Origin of the sequence: Acidocella aminolytica 101 = DSM 11237 (assembly GCF_900129125.1) — a bacterium.
Classification (GTDB): Bacteria; Pseudomonadota; Alphaproteobacteria; order Acetobacterales; family Acetobacteraceae; genus Acidocella; species Acidocella aminolytica.
Genome location: NZ_FQVJ01000007.1, coordinates 1 through 17,498 on the forward strand (window position 1 = coordinate 1; position 17,498 = coordinate 17,498).

Annotated in this window: 16 protein-coding genes and 3 tRNA genes; 14 read left to right on the forward strand and 5 right to left on the reverse strand. The window is 61.2% G+C overall.

Annotated elements, in window-relative coordinates:
- Positions 1-857 (reverse strand): mannose-1-phosphate guanylyltransferase/mannose-6-phosphate isomerase (locus tag BUB54_RS05280; RefSeq protein ID WP_073211343.1); only part of this gene is annotated, 857 nt, incomplete at its 3' end.
- 76 nt (positions 858-933) lie between these two features.
- Between BUB54_RS05280 and BUB54_RS05285 the strand changes: the two genes are divergently transcribed.
- Positions 934-1,725, forward strand: a complete 792-nt coding sequence (locus BUB54_RS05285; protein WP_048878175.1) for a creatininase family protein — start codon at positions 934-936, stop codon at positions 1,723-1,725.
- Between the two features lie 52 nt (positions 1,726-1,777).
- On the opposite strand, the gene gabT is transcribed toward BUB54_RS05285, so the two are convergent.
- The 4 genes from gabT to BUB54_RS05305 form a co-directional block, all read right to left on the reverse strand.
- The gene (gene gabT, locus BUB54_RS05290; protein ID WP_048878174.1) at positions 1,778-3,052 is read right to left on the reverse strand and encodes a 4-aminobutyrate--2-oxoglutarate transaminase; all 1,275 of its coding nucleotides are present in this window, start codon (positions 3,050-3,052) and stop codon (positions 1,778-1,780) included.
- Between the two features lie 133 nt (positions 3,053-3,185).
- Entirely contained in the window at positions 3,186-3,431 is a 246-nt protein-coding gene (locus tag BUB54_RS05295; protein WP_048878173.1) for an acylphosphatase, read from the reverse strand.
- Entirely contained in the window at positions 3,428-4,123 is a 696-nt protein-coding gene (locus BUB54_RS05300) for an ATP12 family chaperone protein (RefSeq protein WP_048878172.1), read from the reverse strand. The genes BUB54_RS05295 and BUB54_RS05300 overlap by 4 nt, the downstream gene beginning before the upstream one ends.
- Positions 4,120-6,747, reverse strand: a complete 2,628-nt coding sequence (locus BUB54_RS05305) for an AsmA family protein (protein WP_048878171.1) — start codon at positions 6,745-6,747, stop codon at positions 4,120-4,122. Before BUB54_RS05305 ends, BUB54_RS05300 begins: the two co-directional genes overlap by 4 nt.
- Positions 6,748-6,846: 99 nt before the next feature.
- Here BUB54_RS05305 and BUB54_RS05310 point away from each other — a divergent pair.
- The 13 genes from BUB54_RS05310 to nuoE all read left to right on the forward strand — a co-directional run bounded on the left by BUB54_RS05310 (position 6,847) and on the right by nuoE (position 17,494).
- Positions 6,847-6,931 (forward strand) — tRNA-Leu (locus BUB54_RS05310).
- Between the two features lie 41 nt (positions 6,932-6,972).
- A complete protein-coding gene (tig, locus tag BUB54_RS05315; protein ID WP_048878170.1) occupies positions 6,973-8,295 on the forward strand; it encodes a trigger factor in 1,323 nt (440 codons plus the stop codon).
- A gap of 229 nt (positions 8,296-8,524) precedes the next feature.
- Entirely contained in the window at positions 8,525-9,193 is a 669-nt protein-coding gene (clpP, locus tag BUB54_RS05320; protein WP_048878169.1) for an ATP-dependent Clp endopeptidase proteolytic subunit ClpP, read from the forward strand.
- A gap of 228 nt (positions 9,194-9,421) precedes the next feature.
- On the forward strand, positions 9,422-10,678 hold the full coding sequence (gene clpX, locus BUB54_RS05325) for an ATP-dependent Clp protease ATP-binding subunit ClpX (RefSeq protein WP_048878168.1): 1,257 nt from the start codon (positions 9,422-9,424) through the stop codon (positions 10,676-10,678).
- A 137-nt stretch (positions 10,679-10,815) separates the two neighbouring features.
- The gene (lon, locus tag BUB54_RS05330; protein ID WP_048878167.1) at positions 10,816-13,227 is read left to right on the forward strand and encodes an endopeptidase La; all 2,412 of its coding nucleotides are present in this window, start codon (positions 10,816-10,818) and stop codon (positions 13,225-13,227) included.
- A 120-nt stretch (positions 13,228-13,347) separates the two neighbouring features.
- Positions 13,348-13,626 (forward strand): HU family DNA-binding protein, encoded by a 279-nt coding sequence (locus BUB54_RS05335; protein ID WP_048878166.1) that lies wholly within the window; start codon positions 13,348-13,350, stop codon positions 13,624-13,626.
- Between the two features lie 64 nt (positions 13,627-13,690).
- A tRNA-Val gene (locus BUB54_RS05340) sits at positions 13,691-13,765 on the forward strand.
- 83 nt (positions 13,766-13,848) lie between these two features.
- Positions 13,849-13,925: transfer RNA gene (locus BUB54_RS05345), tRNA-Asp, on the forward strand.
- Positions 13,926-14,116: 191 nt separating this feature from the next.
- A complete protein-coding gene (locus BUB54_RS05350; protein WP_082075608.1) occupies positions 14,117-14,482 on the forward strand; it encodes an NADH-quinone oxidoreductase subunit A in 366 nt (121 codons plus the stop codon).
- Positions 14,483-14,486: 4 nt separating this feature from the next.
- Positions 14,487-15,050, forward strand: a complete 564-nt coding sequence (locus tag BUB54_RS05355) for a NuoB/complex I 20 kDa subunit family protein (RefSeq protein WP_048878165.1) — start codon at positions 14,487-14,489, stop codon at positions 15,048-15,050.
- Entirely contained in the window at positions 15,043-15,672 is a 630-nt protein-coding gene (locus BUB54_RS05360; protein WP_052948321.1) for an NADH-quinone oxidoreductase subunit C, read from the forward strand. The genes BUB54_RS05355 and BUB54_RS05360 overlap by 8 nt, the downstream gene beginning before the upstream one ends.
- The gene (locus BUB54_RS05365; protein ID WP_048878164.1) at positions 15,669-16,871 is read left to right on the forward strand and encodes an NADH-quinone oxidoreductase subunit D; all 1,203 of its coding nucleotides are present in this window, start codon (positions 15,669-15,671) and stop codon (positions 16,869-16,871) included. The genes BUB54_RS05360 and BUB54_RS05365 overlap by 4 nt, the downstream gene beginning before the upstream one ends.
- A complete protein-coding gene (gene nuoE, locus BUB54_RS05370; RefSeq protein ID WP_048878163.1) occupies positions 16,868-17,494 on the forward strand; it encodes an NADH-quinone oxidoreductase subunit NuoE in 627 nt (208 codons plus the stop codon). Before BUB54_RS05365 ends, nuoE begins: the two co-directional genes overlap by 4 nt.
- The last annotated feature ends 4 nt before the right edge of the window (positions 17,495-17,498 follow it).

The following is a 17,498-nucleotide window of genomic DNA, read 5'->3' on the forward strand; positions in this document are numbered from 1 at the left end:
AGGGCGGACCAGGAGCCGACATCTGACCAGCCAAGCGCGGCGGGCACCACGGCGGCCTTTTGGGTTTTCTCGGCGATGGCGTAGTCGATCGAGATATCCGGCGCGGCGCTGAAGGCAGGCGCGTCCAGCCGGATGAAGTCGAGGTCGGTCTTGCGCGCGGCCATTGCGGCGCGCACCGCGGCCAGCACGTCCGGCGCCAGGGTCTGCATCTCCTCCAGAATCACATCCGCGCGGAAAACGAACATGCCGGAATTCCAGAGATAACCGCCTTCCTCCAGCATTGCGCCCGCGCGGGTGGTGTCAGGTTTTTCAATGAAGCGGTCCAGCCGGTAGACGCCGGACAGAGCGTCCAGGGGCGCCCCCTGGGAAATATAGCCATAGCCGGTTTCCGGCGCCGTGGGCTGCATGCCGAACATCACGATATGCCCTGCCTGCGCAGCCTGGGCCGCGGCGCCCAGCGCCTTGTGCAATGCGGGCAGGTCCTGAATTGCGGCGTCCGCAGCCATGATCCACAGCACGGCATGTGGGTTTGCCTCGGCCGCCAGCAAAGCAGCGGCGGCGATGGCGGGGGCTGAATTGCGCCCCACTGGTTCCAGTAAAATCTGCGGCTCTTGTAGCCCCGCATCACGCAGCTGTTCCGCGACAACAAAGCGATGCTCCTGATTGGCGATGACAATCGGCGCCGTAAAGCCCGGCCCGGCTGCGCGAAGGGCGGTTTCAGCCAGCATCGAGGCGTTGGAGATCAGCGGCCAGAATTGTTTCGGGAAGCTCTTGCGTGAAACTGGCCAGAGCCTGGTGCCCGAACCGCCGCACAAGATAACGGGAACAATTCTTTCCACCGCAGCCTGGTCTGGCATCATACCCCCATATTTAGTGGGGCTGAGTTAAACCGCGTGCCTGGAAACTGTCCAGCGAGCCGGGCAGAGTAGGCGCATGACGCAAGATATTTTTCCCGTCCGGTTGCAGGACCTCACCGCGCCGGACTTCGCCGCCCTGCTGACTCGCCGCCCGGTGATTTTGTTACCGCTGGGCAGCCATGAGGATCATGGCCCGCATCAGCCGATGGGGGATTTTTTTTTGGCGGATCTATTGGCCGCGCGAATCGCTGAATGCGCGCGGGCGACCGGAACGCCTTGCCTGGTGGCGCCCGCCTTGCCGTTTGGCGTCGCGGATTATTTCGGCTCCAGCCCTGGCGGGCTGGCTTTGGCGCCGGAGAGTTTCCGCCGAGTACTAACGGATCTGCTGGATGGGTTGCTACGTCACGGGCTGGACCGGATTGTGATTCTCAACGCCCATGGCGGCAACGTGCCGGTGGTGCATGAGGTAACGCTGGAGATCAGGCGCCGCCAAAACGTAGTGATCCCGTCTTTTTATCTTTGGAAAATCGCCCGGCAGCTCATGGAACGCCGGACCGGCGCAGGGGCGCGATTTGGCCATGGGGCTGAGCCTCTTTTATCGTTGAACATGGCACTGCGGACGGATTGTGTGCAGGCTGGCACGGCGCCTGTTGAGGGTGGTGACATGCTGGGGCTCACCGTCAAGGATTTCGGCGCGCTGGATTTTGAAGGGCTGACGGTGGAGGCGCCGCTGGAATTCAATGCCGTTGCCAAACCTGCCATAGAGGCCGCCTGGGCCGAGGGCAGCGCCGCGCTGGGCGACGCCGTCGCAGCGGATCTGGTGGCCGCTGGGGCACGGTTTGTGGCTCACATCGCCGCACAGAGCTGACGCAAAAAAAGCCGCCTTTGTGAAAAGGCGGCTTTCCAGGACCAACGCGCTGTTACGCGGTGGCGAGGGAGGCTTCGAGGATATCCAGCCCTTCATCTAGCAGCTCATCGGAGATGGTGAGCGGCATCAGCAGGCGGATGGCATTGCCGAACACGCCGCAGGAGAGCAGGATCAGCCCTTTATCCTTCGCCGTGGCCAAAATCTTCTTGGTGGTGTCCGGGTCTGGCTCGCCGGTAGATTTCACCACGTCAAAGGCGATCATGGCGCCCGGGCCACGGATGCCGGAGATCGGGTGGGTATCGTTGCGCTGGGAGATGGCTTCCAGCCGCGCCTTCATCTTGGTGCCGATCACATTGGCGCGCTCAACCAGCTTTTCTTCCTTGATTACGTCCAGCACCGCCAGCGCGGCGGCGCAGGCCAGCGGCGACCCGGCATAGGTGCCGCCGAGGCCGCCCGGCTCGGCGGCGTCCATGATCTCGGCCTTGCCGATTACGCCGGAGAGCGGGAACCCGCCCGCCAGAGACTTCGCAACGGTCATGATGTCCGGCTTGATCGCGCTATGCTCGATGGCAAACATCTTGCCGGTGCGGGCAAAGCCGGTCTGCACCTCGTCCACCACCAGGAGAATGCCGTGCTGGTCGCAGATCTTGCGCAGCCCCACCAGCAGTTCCTCTGGGGCCGGCAGGAAGCCGCCTTCGCCCTGCACGGGCTCGATGGTGATGGCGGCAACGCGCGAGGGCTCAATGTCCGCGCGGAACAGCATTTCGAGATATTTCAGGGAGTCTTCCACCGTCACGGCGAACTGCTCGTGCGGGAAGGGCACATGGTAGATTTCCGCCGGCATCGGCGCGAATTTCTTCTTGTAAGGCAGCACCTTACCGGTCATCGCCATGGTGAGCATGGTGCGGCCATGATAACCGCCGGCGAAGGTGATCACGCCGGGACGACCAGTATGGGCGCGGGCAATCTTAATGGCGTTTTCCAACGCCTCGGCGCCAGTGGTGAAGAAGATGGTCTTGGCCGGGCCTTCGATCGGTGCCAGTGCGTTCAGCTTCTCGGCCAGCTCGATATAGCTGTCATAGGGCGCCACCTGGAAGCAAGTATGGGTGAAGGCGTCCATCTGCTTCTGCACGGCGGCCATCACCTTCGGGTGGCGGTGGCCGGTGTTCAGCACCGCGATGCCGCCCGCGAAATCGATATAGCGTTTGCCTTCGATATCCCACAGTTCGGAATTCTCCGCTTTTGCGGCGAATACCGCATGGGCGTTGCCCACGCCGCGCGGCACAGCCGCCATGCGGCGCGCCATCATTTCGCTATTCGTGCTCATCCTGGTCGCATCTCCATCGCGTGAATCAATCACCGCCTCGCGGTGCGTTTAAGATTATAAACACAAGGCGCGCGGGTGGCGAGTCGATTCGGAGTGGCTTAGCAGGCGGCTGTCGGCTTTTTTTCGAAATCTGTCAGGCTCGGGAAAGGGCAGGGGTATTTTCGATTCTAGACACACGGGCCAGAGGCGGACCGTCCTGGCAGGCAGTGAGGCAGCTTTGCAGCGCGGCCTCGGGTCCGGCGAGCACGGCTTCCACCGTGCCATCCGTAAGGTTACGGACCCAGCCAGTGAGGCCACGCGCGCGGGCGGTTTGGGCCAGCCAGTCCCGGTAGCCAACACCCTGCACCCGGCCATGGATGACAAGGTGGCGCGCGATCACGGGGCAACCAGCCGCAGAAAGCGGATAGCGTCCTCAACCTCCGCGAGGATTTTGCCGCGCTTGAGGGAGTCCTCCTCGTCCTCGCCCCATTGCTCGGTCTGCCAGAGCTCATCCAGCGAGGCGGCGGCGCAGGCGGTTTCGGGCAGCAGCAGGCCCTCGGCGGTGGCCAGGCCCAGCACGAAACTGCCCAGTACCGGAATCAGCACCCCCAGCGCCGCCAGCTCATAATCGCTGCGGGCGGCGAGCAGCGAATCGAGCTTGCCCGCCGTCCAGGGGAGCTGATTCACCGGCATCAGCCCGTTGGTGGTGATGAGGCCGATGCCATGGGCGGAATCCAGCCAGCGCAGCCAGGGGTCCCATTCCTCATGCTGGCGGGCAACCAGGGTAGGCGGGCTGTCCGCCCGGTAGCAGAGCAGGTCGTTCAACCCATAAGCGGCGAGTTGCGCGATGATCTCTGCCCGGTGCGGGGCCACGCGCTCCTGTGCGGTGCAGACAAGCTGGGTCAATGGCAGGTCGTTCGGCGAGAACTCGGCTTTCGCCACTGCCCATTCCTGGGCGATGGCCGCGGCCAGCTTCTTGTACGGCACGGTCATTTCCGCGCCGCTGGGTAGTTTCACCGCGCGGCTGTCCAGCAGAACGCCGTAAAGGCCACCCGTCTCAACCGGGGTTGCGTTCGACCAAAATCGTTTCATTGCCCAAGAAGTGCTTTCAACAGATCGCGGGGGCCGCTGGCGGGCTGGCTGCTGCTCCCGGAAGTTGAGGTGCCGGTACTGCTGGTGCTGGCGGCCGGTGCAGGGGCGGGGCCGGATTGACCCATGCGGGCCAGATTGAGCGCGGCGGGGCAGACATCACCTTGCGTGCTGTTGCTCCCTGTCAGCGCGCCCGCCACCTTATCCAGCAGCGAATTGCTGCCCAGCGCCTGTTGCAGCGAGCTGCCGCCCAGCCCCACGGCGGCCTGCGACGCGGCGGCCACGGCGGCTTCCGGGGCCACGCCATAATGCGGCGCCAGGAAGGTGCCGGTGACGGAGACCGGCACGGTGATGTTGCTGCCGCCCACGCGTAGGCGGGGCTTCAGCACCAGCCCGAGCGTTTCGTCGGCAAAGTTCAGGGTGCCGCCGCCCACCATCAGCAGGCGGCTGGAATCCAGGGCCAGGGCTTTCACCACGCCGGAGCCGTTATTGGTATCCAACCGCAGGGCCAAGCAGCGCACCGTCACCGGCCCCTGCGAGCCGACGAGATTGGCGGGTAGCCCCGCCGATTGCAGCGCGCTGCCGAACAGCTTGCCAAGCGCTGCGCCATCCACCACCCCATTGACGCTGGCGAGGCCAAACTGGCCGGTCACGGAGCCCAGAATGGCGGGAAGGGCATTGCCGTGCGCGGTGGCATTCAGCCGCAGCTGCGCGGTGCCTTTGGCCGCGCCGGGCAGGCCAAAGGCTTCCAACATGGGGTGCAGCGCCAAGGCCGGGGCGTTGAGCTTCAGCGTCTCGGTGGCGGGGGCCACGCTGGCATCGATGCTGCCTGAGGCCGAGATGGTGCCTCCTGGCGACTGGCCGGTGAACGGGTTGAGGGTCAGCACCCCGTCTTTGAGCACCAGATGGGCCTGCACGCCGGTATAGGTGGCCTTGTTGTAAATCAGGTTGTTGGCGCTCAGCTCAATATCTGCATTGGCCTGGCGCAGCAGGGGGAGTGGTAGGGCGATATTGGGTACGGCCTGGGCAGGCTGGGACGCGGCGGGCGCTGGCGCGGCGGCGGATGGTTGCGGCGCGGGCAGGGCGGCCAGCAGCGCATCCAGATTGGCCTTGGCGATGTTCAGATTCGCTTCCACGTCGGGGGTGGCGCCGAGATTGACCCGCGCATCGCCGCCCAGGCTCGCATTGTCCATGTTGGCGGTGAGGCTGTTGAACCCGATGGCATGGTCCAGCCCTTGCCCGCCAGGATCAATCAAGGTGGTTTTGACCAGGATATTCTTCCAGGCTGGCAGCTTGGCGCCGGCAGCGGCGGACAGGCTGGAAAGGTCAGGGATGTTCAGCGTCAGCCCCAGCGCGGCGCCGGTCAGGCGGCGCGGGGTAGCGATGCCGCCGGTCAGGCTCAGGCTGGCATTGCCCAGGCTCGCGTTGAGACTTTCAGAGAAGCTCGCGGCGGGCGGGTTCTGGGCGGGCAGCAGCGCGGGCGGAACGAAGGCGCTGGGCGCGGTGAAATCGGCCTGGATCACAAAAGGCGATGTCCCCAGCGCGCCCTTAGCGCTAAATGTGCCGGATTTGGCGAGGCTGGGCAGATTCAACTCTGCCGACGCCAGGGTCAGCCCGGCCCGTAGGCTGGAAAGATCAGACGCCCCGGCCTTAAGCACGACATTGCTGATCGCGGGCAGCGCGGTGCCTTGGTCCTTAAGCGTGGCCGTGGCGGTCAAGTCGTGCAAGGCAGGCAGTTTCAGCCCGCCCAGCCAGTCCGCGGGCAGGGCCGCGCCCAGCTTTTCCAGCGCCGGGATGTTGGTGGTGAGGGTCAGGTCGTACCCGCGGGCATTTTGCGGGCTTTTCACCTGGCCTTGCAGCTTGGCGGTGGCATCGGCGAACTTGAAGGCCAGATCAACCGGCCACGGGCCGGTGCTGGCGCCGGTCAGCCCAGCCACGGGGCCGACCACGCCCGCCAGGCTCAATGGCGCATTGCCCAGCGTCGCGCTGCCGGAGAGATGCAGCGGCGCGCTGATGGAGGCGGCGCGCCCGGCCAGCCGCGTAAGCTGAATGATATACGGTTGCCCGCCGTCATGGGGGCGTATGATGATCTGCCCGTTCTCCAGCGATACGGATTCGAGCGCAATCTGATAGCCACCCGCGTCGCTGGCGGGGGTGGGTATGGCGGTGCCGGTTTGCGGCCGTGCGGTGTTGAGCTTCCAGTCCGCCTGCCCGTTAACGTTGCGTTCCAGATACAGCTTCGGTCCGACCAGCTTGAGATCCAGAATATCCAGCTCATGGCGCAGCAGCGGCAGTAGCGCGATCTGCGCCTGCACTTCATCCAGCGTCAGCAAGCGCGGGTCGGCGAAGCCCGAGGGGTTGGACAGGCTGAGATTGGTGGCGGCCAAGGTGGGGGTGAGGGAGATTTTCAGCCGGATCGGCCCGCCAATGGTGAGCGTGCGGCCCGTGGCCTTTTGGACGGCGGCAATAATCTGCGGTGCATAGGCGTTGGGGTTGAACTGGGCGATAAACACGCCAAGCCCCACCACGGGCACCATGATAATGACCAGAATGGCCAGAAAAATATAGCGCCGCCAGCGCCGGGGCTGAGGTTTCTGGTGAGAAACGGGTGCTCTGTGCCTGTCCATGCGCAGGAATTAGTCGCTTTTCCGGCAATAGACGAGAGGCAAGCTTGTGAAAGAGCGCAACACGCGCTATGCGCCGCGGCTTAAGTTATAGGCCCAGAGGCGGGCGTGGTGAAATTGGTAGACACGCCAGATTTAGGTTCTGGTGGCGAAAGCCGTGGGGGTTCAAGTCCCTCCGCCCGCACCAAATGGGACTAAGGTTTTGATTATATTGAGGTTAGTTTGTCCATGCAGGTCACAGAGACGCTCTCCGACGGCTTGAAGCGCGGCTTCACGGTCGTGGTTCCCGAACCCGAGCTGGCCGCCAAGCGTGAGAAGCGTTTGGCCGAGCTTAGCAAAACCATCCAGATGCCGGGCTTCCGCCCGGGCAAGGTGCCCATGAACATCGTGCGCAAGCGCTATGGCGAGGCCGTGGCGGCCGAGATCGTCGAGGGCGCGGTGAACGAGGCACACTCCCAGCTGCTTTCCGAGCGTAATCTGCGCCCGGCCATGCAGCCGAAGCTAGAGATCGTGAAGCCGGGTACCGAATCCGACCTGGAATTCACTGTCGAGATGGAAATCCTCCCCGAGGTCACCATCCCGGACCTGGCCGATGTGTCCCTCTCCAAGCCCGTCGCTGCTGTAAGCGATGAGAAGCTGGACGAGGCACTGAAGAACATCGCCGAGCAGCGCAAGAGCTTCGCCAAGGTTGAGGAAGAGCGCCCCGCCGCCGCCGGTGAGCAGCTGAAGGTGGATTTCGTCGGCAAGATCGACGGCGTGGCCTTCGAGGGCGGCACGGCTGAGGACGTGGCGCTGGTTGTGGCCGGTCCAGGCTTCATCCCCGGCTTCACCGAGCAGGTTGAGGGCATGAAGGTCGGTGAGACCAAGATCATTACCGTGACCTTCCCCGAGGATTACGGCGCGAAGGATCTGGCCGGCAAGACCGCCGAGTTCGAGATCACCGCCAAGGAGTTGGCGGTGGCCGAGGTTCCGGCGATCGATGACGAGCTGGGCAAGGCGGTCGGTCTGGAAGGGCTGGAGCAACTGAAAGAGCGCGTGAAGGAACAGATCGGCAACGAATATGCCGGGATGACCCGCTCCAAGCTGAAGCGCGCCCTGCTGGACGTGCTGGCTGACAAGGCGCAGTTCGAGGCGCCGGTCTCCTTGGTGGATGCCGAGTTCGATGCGATCTGGGGCCAGGTCCAGGCTGAAAAGGAAGCTGGTGAGCAGGACCCCGAAGATGCGGGCAAGGATGAAGAGACGCTGAAGGCTGAGTACAAGGCCATCGCTGACCGCCGCGTGCGCCTGGGGCTGCTGGTTGCCGAAATCGGCCGCGCCAACGACGTGCAGGTGACCGACCAGGAACTGCAGCGCGCCATGTTCAACGAGGCGATGCGCTATGGGCCTCAGGCCATGCAGGTTGTGGAATTCTTCCGCAAGAACCCGCAGCAGATGGAGCGTTTCCGCGGCCCGATCTTCGAGGACAAGGTGATCGACCATTTGCTCGGCAGCGTGAAGCAGGACGAGGTTGAGGTTTCCGCCGAAGAGCTGGCCAAAGACCCGGAAGCGTAAGAAATAGCCGCCCTTTGAGAAAAAAGGGCGCCTCGAAATATCTGAAGTTTGGGCCGAAGCCTTGTCTCCGATGGGAGGCAGGGCTTCAGCTTTCTGGGGGCGCCCCTAGACGAAGCGGAAAGATGCTCTAACCTAAACACATGACGCCGCGTTTTGTCCGCCGCCTGGCCGCTGCTGGCGGGCGGCAAGGCGGGTGCGGCGGTTATATGAGATAAAGGATTGAAAATACATGTGGGATCGGGATCCTGTCGAGGTCTATAATAACAACCTCGTGCCCATGGTCGTGGAGCAGACGGCGCGCGGGGAGCGCTCCTACGACATCTATTCCCGGCTTCTGAAGGAACGCATCATCTTCCTCACCGGTCAGGTGAATGATGTGGTGTCCTCCCTGCTTTGCGCGCAGTTGCTGTTCCTCGAGAGCGAGAATCCAAACAAGGAAATCTCCTTCTACATCAACAGCCCTGGCGGTGTGGTGTCGTCCGGCCTCGCGATCTACGACACGATGCAGTATATCCGCTCGCCGGTGTCCACCGTGTGCTTGGGGCAGGCGGCGTCCATGGGCTCGCTGCTGCTGTGCGCCGGGGCCAAGGGCAAGCGCTTTGCCCTGCCGAACGCGCGCGTGATGGTGCATCAGCCCTCCGGCGGTGCCCAGGGGCAGGCTACGGATATCGAGATCCAGGCCCGCGAGATCCTGAAGCTGCGCAGCAAGCTCAACCAGATCTATGTGGATCATACGGGCCAGCCCCTTGAAGCAATTGAGGCGAAGCTCGAGCGCGATACCTATATGTCTGCTGATGAAGCCAAAGATTTCGGCATCGTGGACGAGGTGGTGAGGTATCAGGCCGAAGCGAGCGCCGTGAAGGGTGACGCGCCGAAGCCCGAAACCAGCGGAAGCTGATCCTGACGTTCAGTTTTTCGGCGGTTTCGGAAAATCCGGCCTCCTTGCAACGGGATGGCCGGATTTTTCAGTTTTTTGACGTTCCGCGGTATTAAAAAGACCTTTTCCGGTCCGGTTTTTGATCTATGGGGCTGAAAACCCTGTATTATTTTGAAAAATGACCGGTGCTTGTGCCCTCTGGCACAGGGGATTAGTCTTTTTTGATAAGACGCGGGTTGTGGAGTGACTATGACCAGTAAATCGGGCGACACAAAGAATACGCTTTACTGCTCCTTCTGCGGCAAATCGCAGCATGAGGTGCGGAAGCTCATTGCCGGCCCGACCGTGTTCATTTGCGATGAATGCGTCGAGCTGTGCATGGATATTATCCGCGAGGAGCACAAGACGCACCTCGTGAAAACGCGGGATGGGGTGCCCACGCCACGCGAGATATGCAAGGTGCTGGATGATTATGTCATCGGCCAGGGCCATGCCAAGCGCGTGCTCTCGGTGGCGGTGCATAACCATTACAAGCGCTTGGCGCACGCGACCAAGAGCAACGATATCGAGATCGCGAAGTCCAACATCATGTTGATCGGGCCCACCGGCTCGGGCAAGACGCTGCTGGCGCAGACGTTGGCACGGATTCTGGACGTGCCCTTCACCATGGCGGACGCCACCACCCTGACCGAAGCCGGGTATGTGGGGGAGGATGTGGAAAATATCATCCTTAAGCTTCTCCAGGCCGCCGACTATAATGTCGAACGCGCCCAGCGTGGAATCGTCTATATCGACGAGGTGGATAAGATTTCCCGCAAGTCGGACAATCCCTCCATCACGCGGGATGTTTCGGGTGAAGGCGTGCAGCAGGCCCTGCTGAAGATCATGGAAGGCACCGTGGCCGCCGTGCCGCCGCAGGGTGGGCGCAAGCACCCGCAGCAGGAATTCCTGCAGGTGGATACCACCAACATTCTGTTCATCTGCGGCGGTGCCTTCGCGGGGCTGGAGAAGATTATCTCCGGCCGCGGTAAGGGCTCGGGCATTGGCTTCGGGGCTGATGTGCGCTCTCAGGATGAACGCCGCATGGGCGCCATCCTGCGCGAGGTGGAGCCGGAAGATCTGCTGAAATTCGGGCTGATCCCTGAATTTATCGGCCGTTTGCCGGTGGTCGCCACGCTGGAAGACCTGGACGAGGCCGCGCTGATTGAGATTCTCACCCAGCCCAAGAACGCGCTGGTCAAGCAATATGGCCGACTGTTCGAGATGGAGGGGGTGAAGCTAACCTTCACCGAAGATGCGCTGAAAGTGGTCGCCAACCGCGCCATCAAGCGCAAAACCGGCGCGCGCGGCCTGCGGTCAATTATGGAGGGCATTTTGCTCGCCACCATGTTCGACCTGCCTGGGTTGGAAGGCGTGTCCGAGGTGGTGATCTCTGGCGAGGTGGCCGAAGGCCGAGCCGACCCGCTTTACCTCTATGCTGAGAAGCGTTCGGAAAACGTTTCCTGACGCTCCGTCTGCAAGCCTCCGCTCATGGGGGCTTGCAGGGCCTGCCCTGCCTGCCGATATGTCGTTTGTGGCCGTATAAAACGGCACCTCGCGCTGTGCCTCTAAAGGGCAGCCGGGAGACCTGAGGAATTTAAATTATGTCAGACGTTACGAAACCCGGATCGCCTACAGAGACTCTTGCGGTACTGCCGCTGCGCGATATCGTGGTGTTTCCGCATATGATCGTGCCGCTTTTCGTAGGGCGCGAGAAATCCGTCCGCGCGCTGGAAAGCGTGATGAAAGAGGACAAGCAGATTCTGCTGGTGGCGCAGAAAAACGCGGCCCAGGATGACCCCGCTGCTGACGACATCTACCGCGTTGGCACCGTGTCCACGATTTTGCAGCTTTTGAAGCTGCCGGACGGCACGGTGAAAGTGCTGGTGGAAGGGCTGCGCCGGGCGAAAATCACGGATTTCAAAACCTCGGAGGATTTTTTCGAGGTCGAGGCCGAATCCATCGAGGACCGCGACGACGAATCGAAGGAAGTCGAAGCGCTGGGCCGCACGGTGGTCGCACAGTTTGAGCAGTATATTAAGCTCAACAAGAAAATCGCGCCGGAAGTGCTGGTTTCCGTTAACCAGATTGAAAGCCCCTCGAAGCTGGCGGATACGGTAGCCAGCCATTTGGGCCTGAAAATTTCTGAGCGTCAGGAGCTTCTGGAGCTGGACAGCACAGCCGAGCGGCTGGAGCGCGTGTTCAACCACATGGAAGCTGAGATCGGCGTGCTGCAGGTCGAAAAGAAGATCCGCAACCGCGTGAAGCGGCAGATGGAGAAGACCCAGCGCGAATATTACCTAAACGAGCAGTTAAAGGCGATCCAAAAGGAGTTGGGCGAAGGCGAGGACGGTAAGGACGAAACCGCCGAGCTGGAAGAAAAGATCAAGGCCACCAAACTTTCCAAGGAAGCGCGCGAGAAGGCTATGGCGGAGCTGAAGAAGCTGCGCTCCATGAGCCCGATGAGCGCCGAAGCCACGGTTGTGCGGAATTATCTGGACTGGATCGTCGGCATCCCCTGGAAGAAGCGCAGCAAGGTCAAGAATGACGTGGTTGAGGCGGAAAAAATCCTCGATACCGACCATTTTGGCCTGGAGAAGATCAAGGAGCGCATCGTCGAATATCTGGCGGTGCAGGCGCGTAGCCCGAAGGTGAAGGGGCCGATTCTCTGCCTCGTTGGTCCGCCTGGTGTGGGTAAGACGTCGCTGGGTAAGTCCATCGCCAAGGCGACGGGACGGCATTTTGTGCGCATGTCCCTGGGTGGCGTGCGGGATGAAGCCGAGATTCGCGGCCACCGTCGGACGTATATCGGCTCCATGCCCGGCAAAATCGTTCAGGGTATGAAGAAGGCCAAAACCTCCAACCCGCTCTTCCTGCTGGATGAGATCGACAAGCTGGGCGCGGATTGGCGCGGTGACCCTGCCTCCGCCTTGCTGGAGGTGCTGGACCCCGAGCAGAATTCTACCTTCGCGGATCATTACCTGGAGGTGGATTACGACCTCTCGGATGTAATGTTCGTCACCACCGCCAATAGTCTGCGTATGCCCCAGCCGCTGTTGGACCGAATGGAGATCATCCGCATCCCTGGCTACACCGAGGATGAGAAGGTGGAGATCGCCAAGCGCCATCTGCTTCCTAAGCAGACCGAGGCGCACGGGCTGAAGAAGGACGAATGGTCCGTCTCCGACGAGGCGCTGCTGGAGTTGGTGCGGACCTACACCCGCGAGGCTGGCGTGCGTAATCTGGAACGTGAGATCGCGACGCTGGCCCGTAAGGCGGTGAAGGAGATTGTCACCGCCAAGGCCAAGAAGGTTGCCATCACCAAGAAGAACCTACAGAAATTCGCGGGTGTGCCGAGATTCCGCTACGGTGAGGCTGAGGCGGAGGACATGGTGGGGGTGGTCACCGGTCTGGCCTGGACCGAGGTTGGCGGTGAAATCCTAACCATCGAGTCGGTGCTGCTGCCCGGCAAGGGCGTGATCAAGCAGACCGGCAAGCTTGGTGATGTCATGCAGGAAAGCGTGGCGGCGGCTTATTCTTACATTCGTTCGCGCGCCACGCAGTTCGGCATCAAGCCGCCTTTCTTCGACAAGCGGGATATACATGTCCACGTCCCTGAAGGTGCGACTCCGAAGGATGGCCCGTCAGCTGGTATCGCCATGGCCACCTCCATTGTCTCTGCCATCACCGGCATCCCGATTCGCAGGGATATCGCCATGACCGGCGAAATTACCTTGCGCGGGCGGGTGCTGCCGATTGGCGGTTTGAAAGAGAAGCTGCTGGCGGCGTTGCGCGCGGGCATCACCACGGTCTTCATTCCCAAGGATAATGAGAAGGATCTCGTTGAAATCCCTGAGAATGTGAAGAAGGGTTTGACCATTCTCCCAGTCAGCCATGTGGATGAGGTGATCAGCAAGGCGCTGGTTCGCGCGCCGGAGCCAATCCAGTGGGACGACTCGCCTGAAGAGCTGCCTAAAGCACCGGAAGGCGGCGTTACAGCCTTGTTGCCGCACTAAGCGGGGCAGGCGTTTGACGGGTGGCGCGCAGTTTGGCTATGACCGCGCGCCACCTTTTTTGTGGTCTGCCCGCTAGGTTTGCGGACAAGCCTGTCACATTCAACCCGACTACAGGGAGTTTTGCCCGTGAACAAAAATGATCTGATCGCCGCCGTGGCGGAAGACACTGACCTCTCCAAGGCCAAGGCCGCCGAGGTGGTGGACGCCGTGTTCGGCGCGATCGAGAAGACGCTGAAGAAGAAGGAAGAGGTCCGCTTGGTTGGGTTTGGCACCTTCGCCACCACCGAGCGCGAGGCTTCCAAGGGGCGCAACCCCCGTACGGGCGAGGAGATCGACATCCCGGCGTCCACTTCCGTGCGTTTCAAGGCTGGCAAGACCTTGAAAGACGCTGTGAACTAAGACTATCTAGGCTCGGAAATGGGCGGTCTCCGTCCATTTCCTTTTTGTTTTTTCGTTGTCTTGTGGGCGGTTAGCTCAGCGGTAGAGCGTCTCGTTTACACCGAGAGGGCCGGCGGTTCGAACCCGTCACCGCCCACCAAACTATCCACAGATTATTCAGTAAAGTTAGCGTCCTGCGCTTGACGCTGATCTGAATGCAAAGTAAATCGCGCACCACCTTACGCGGGTGTAGCTCAGTTGGTTAGAGCGCCGGCCTGTCACGCCGGAGGTCGCGGGTTCGAGCCCCGTCACTCGCGCCATTCCTTTTTCCCTGAAAAACAAATAGGTTTGGCTGCGGCACGGAGGGTAGTCTCCGCAGTGCTTTGAAGCAGCATGGCTGCCCGTTTTGCCGTGGGCTTGACCCGAACCTGTTGCGGTGCGACAGGGGCGGTAATTATTCCATGTGGGGCGGCCGTGCCGGTTGCCCTTGCGCGATCAAGGAGATGAGCAAGTGCAGCTGAACCTGGCGCAGTACTTCCCAATTCTCATATTTGTCGCCCTGGCCGCTATATTGGGTGTCGCTTTCATCGCTGGCTCCTTGCTGGCCGGTAAGCAAAAACCCTATGCCGAGAAGCTTTCGGCTTACGAATGCGGTTTTGAGGCGTTTGGTGATACCCGCCGCCGATTCGACGTGCGCTTTTACCTGGTAGCCATTCTTTTCGTTATCTTTGATGTCGAGGTGGCGTTTCTGTTCCCGTGGGCGGTGTCTCTGGGGCGGATTGGCCTGGTTGGCTTCTGGTCGATGATGGGCTTCCTGGCGGTGCTCACTGTCGGTTTTATATACGAGTGGAACAAAGGCGCTTTGGATTGGGAGTAAAGGCATGACCGCAGCCGCAAACAGCGCTGACATCGCCTGGAATAATCAGCATCTGCCGCCCGGCGCGGAACAGGATGCGGTGATCAAGGGTATTACCGGCGAACTGGCCGGCAAAGGGTTTATCGTCGCCAATATCGATAAGGTAGTGAACTGGGCCCGTACCGGCAGTCTCTGGCCGATGACTTTTGGTCTGGCCTGCTGCGCGGTGGAAATGATCCACGCTTACATGCCGCGGTATGACCTGGACAGGTTCGGCATTATCCCGCGCTCTTCGCCCCGCCAGTCGGATGTGATGATTGTCGCTGGGACACTGACCAATAAAATGGCTCCGGCCTTGCGCACGGTTTATGACCAGATGCCCGAGCCCCGCTGGGTGATTTCCATGGGCAGCTGTGCCAATGGCGGCGGCTATTACCATTATTCCTACTCCGTCGTGCGCGGTTGCGACCGCATTGTGCCGGTGGATGTGTATGTGCCCGGCTGCCCGCCCACTGCGGAAGCTTTGGTGTACGGTATCATGCAATTGCAGAAGAAGATCCGGCGGACGGGGACGGTGCTGCGTGGCTGACGAAACCGAAATCCAGGAAGAAATTCCGGCGGCACCCGTTGATGAGGTGTTGGAGGCGCTGAAGGCGCTGCCGGGCGTGACCGAGGCCAACCGGCAGCTTGATGAAGTTGTGCTGCGGGCCGAACGCGCCAGGGCTCACGCTTTGCTGAAAACGCTGCGTGACGAGTTCGCGTTTCAGCAGGTCATGGATATTTGCGGCGTTGACTATCCTGAACGTTCGCCGCGCTTTGAGCTGGTTTACAACCTGCTTTCCGTGACCCGGAACCAGCGTGTGCGCGTGCTGCTGAACACGGACGACGCTACCCCGGTCGAGTCGGCCAGCGATATCTGGCCTTGCGCGGTCTGGTGGGAGCGCGAAGTATGGGATTTGTTCGGCATCAGCTTCACGGGGCTGGGAGATCATCGTCGTATCCTCAGCGATTACGGGTTCGAGGGGCATCCTCTGCGTAAGGACTTCCCGCTCACCGGTTATGTCGAGGTCCATTATGACGAGGACAGGAAAACCGTCGTTTACGACAAAGTTAAACTAACACAGGAATTCCGGAATTTCGATTTCCTTTCGCCTTGGGAGGGGATGACCCTGCTGCCCGGCGATGAGAAAGTGAACAGGAGCCGGTCATGAGCGAGACCGTACCGACCACCAAAAAGACCTTCGAGGTCGATAGCCACACCATCAATTTCGGTCCGCAGCATCCGTCCGCGCATGGTGTGCTGCGTCTGATTCTGGAAATGGAAGGCGAGGTGATCGAGCGTTGCGACCCGCATATCGGGCTTTTGCATCGCGGTACCGAAAAGCTGATCGAATATAAGAGCTACATGCAGGCGGTGCCGTATTTCGACCGTCTGGATTATGTCTCTCCGATGGGCTGCGAACACGCTTTCGCGCTCGCCACCGAGAAGCTGCTGGGCGTGGAAGCGCCGGAGCGTGCTCAGTGGATTCGCGTGATGTTCGCCGAACTCACCCGCGTGCTGAACCATCTTCTTAATGTGGGCCATTTCGCGCTGGATTGCGGCGCGATTTCGCCGAGCCTCTGGATGTACGAGGAGCGTGAAAAGCTCCTCGAATTTTATGAGCGGGCATCTGGCGCGCGGTTCCACTCCAATTATTTCCGTCCGGGTGGTGTGGCGAAAGATCTCCCCGCCGGGCTGGAGCAGGATATCGCGGCCTGGGCCGAGGAATATCCGAAATTCCTCGATGAGATGGAAAACCTCCTCAACGGCAACCGCATCTTCAAGCAGCGACTCGTTGATATTGGTGTGATTTCCGCTGAGGATGCGCTGGCCTGGGGTTTCTCCGGCCCGTCTCTGCGCGGCTCCGGCGTGGCATGGGATCTGCGCCGCGCCCAGCCTTACGATAAATATGCCGAAGTGGAATTCGATGTTCCCGTCGGCAAGCATGGCGATTCATACGACCGCTATCTCGTCCGTATGGCCGAGATGCGCGAGAGCGTGAAGATCGTGAAGCAGGCGTTGGCGAAGATGAAGCCCGGCCCGATCAAGGTGCAGGACCGCAAAATCACCCCGCCAACCCGCGCCGAGATGAAGCACTCGATGGAAGCTTTGATTCATCACTTCAAGCTTTATACCGAAGGCTACCACGTTCCCGCAGGGGCAACCTATACGGCCGTGGAAGCGCCGAAGGGCGAGTTTGCCGTGTATCTGCAATCGGACGGCACCAACCGTCCTTATCGCTGCAAGATACGGGCAACCGGCTTCGCGCATTTGCAGGCGACGGAAAAACTCTGCAAGGGCCACATGCTGGCCGACATGGTGGCGATTCTCGGATCGCTCGATATTGTTTTTGGTGAGATCGACCGGTGAGCAGCACACACGCAGAACCGACCAGCTTCGCTTTTACCGAAGCCAACATGAAGTTGGTGGAAAAAGCGATCAAGAAATATCCCGAAGGCCGCCAGATGAGCGCGGTGAAATCCCTGCTGGACCTGGCCCAGCGGCAGATGGGGGCGCAAACCGGCTCCGCCTGGTTGCCCCGCGTGGCCATGGACAAGGTGGCCGAGATTCTCGACGTGGCGCCAATCCGCGTTTACGAGGTAGCGACCTTCTACACGATGTTCAATCTGGAGCCGGTGGGTAAGTTCCATCTCCAGCTCTGCACCACCACGCCCTGCTGGCTGCGTGGTTCGGATGACATCGTCGCCGCCTGCAAAAAAGCCACTGGCATCAAGAAGTTCGGTGAGACCAGCGAGGATGGTCTGTTCACGCTGAAAGAGGTGGAATGCCTCGGCGCCTGCGTGAACGCGCCGATCCTGCAAGTGAATGACGATTATTTCGAGGACATGAATGCGGAGCGCACCGAGGCGCTGATCGCGGACCTGAAGGCGGGCAAGCCGTTGCCGCCCGCGGGCTCGCTGGGCGGACGCAAATCCTCCGCGCCGGTGCCTGCCCAGACCTCGCTGCTTTCCAACCCACCTGCCGGGGAATGAGCCG

Excerpts from the sequence above, each read along its gene's own strand:
- BUB54_RS05285 (WP_048878175.1), top strand. The coding sequence starts at position 934 with ATGACGCAAGATATTTTTCCCGTCCGGTTGCAGGACCTCACCGCGCCG.
- gabT (WP_048878174.1), bottom strand. The coding sequence starts at position 3,052 with ATGAGCACGAATAGCGAAATGATGGCGCGCCGCATGGCGGCTGTGCCG.
- BUB54_RS05300 (WP_048878172.1), bottom strand. The coding sequence starts at position 4,123 with ATGAAACGATTTTGGTCGAACGCAACCCCGGTTGAGACGGGTGGCCTT.
- BUB54_RS05305 (WP_048878171.1), bottom strand. The coding sequence starts at position 6,747 with ATGGACAGGCACAGAGCACCCGTTTCTCACCAGAAACCTCAGCCCCGG.
- tig (WP_048878170.1), top strand. The coding sequence starts at position 6,973 with ATGCAGGTCACAGAGACGCTCTCCGACGGCTTGAAGCGCGGCTTCACG.
- clpP (WP_048878169.1), top strand. The coding sequence starts at position 8,525 with ATGTGGGATCGGGATCCTGTCGAGGTCTATAATAACAACCTCGTGCCC.
- clpX (WP_048878168.1), top strand. The coding sequence starts at position 9,422 with ATGACCAGTAAATCGGGCGACACAAAGAATACGCTTTACTGCTCCTTC.
- lon (WP_048878167.1), top strand. The coding sequence starts at position 10,816 with ATGTCAGACGTTACGAAACCCGGATCGCCTACAGAGACTCTTGCGGTA.
- BUB54_RS05355 (WP_048878165.1), top strand. The coding sequence starts at position 14,487 with ATGACCGCAGCCGCAAACAGCGCTGACATCGCCTGGAATAATCAGCAT.
- BUB54_RS05365 (WP_048878164.1), top strand. The coding sequence starts at position 15,669 with ATGAGCGAGACCGTACCGACCACCAAAAAGACCTTCGAGGTCGATAGC.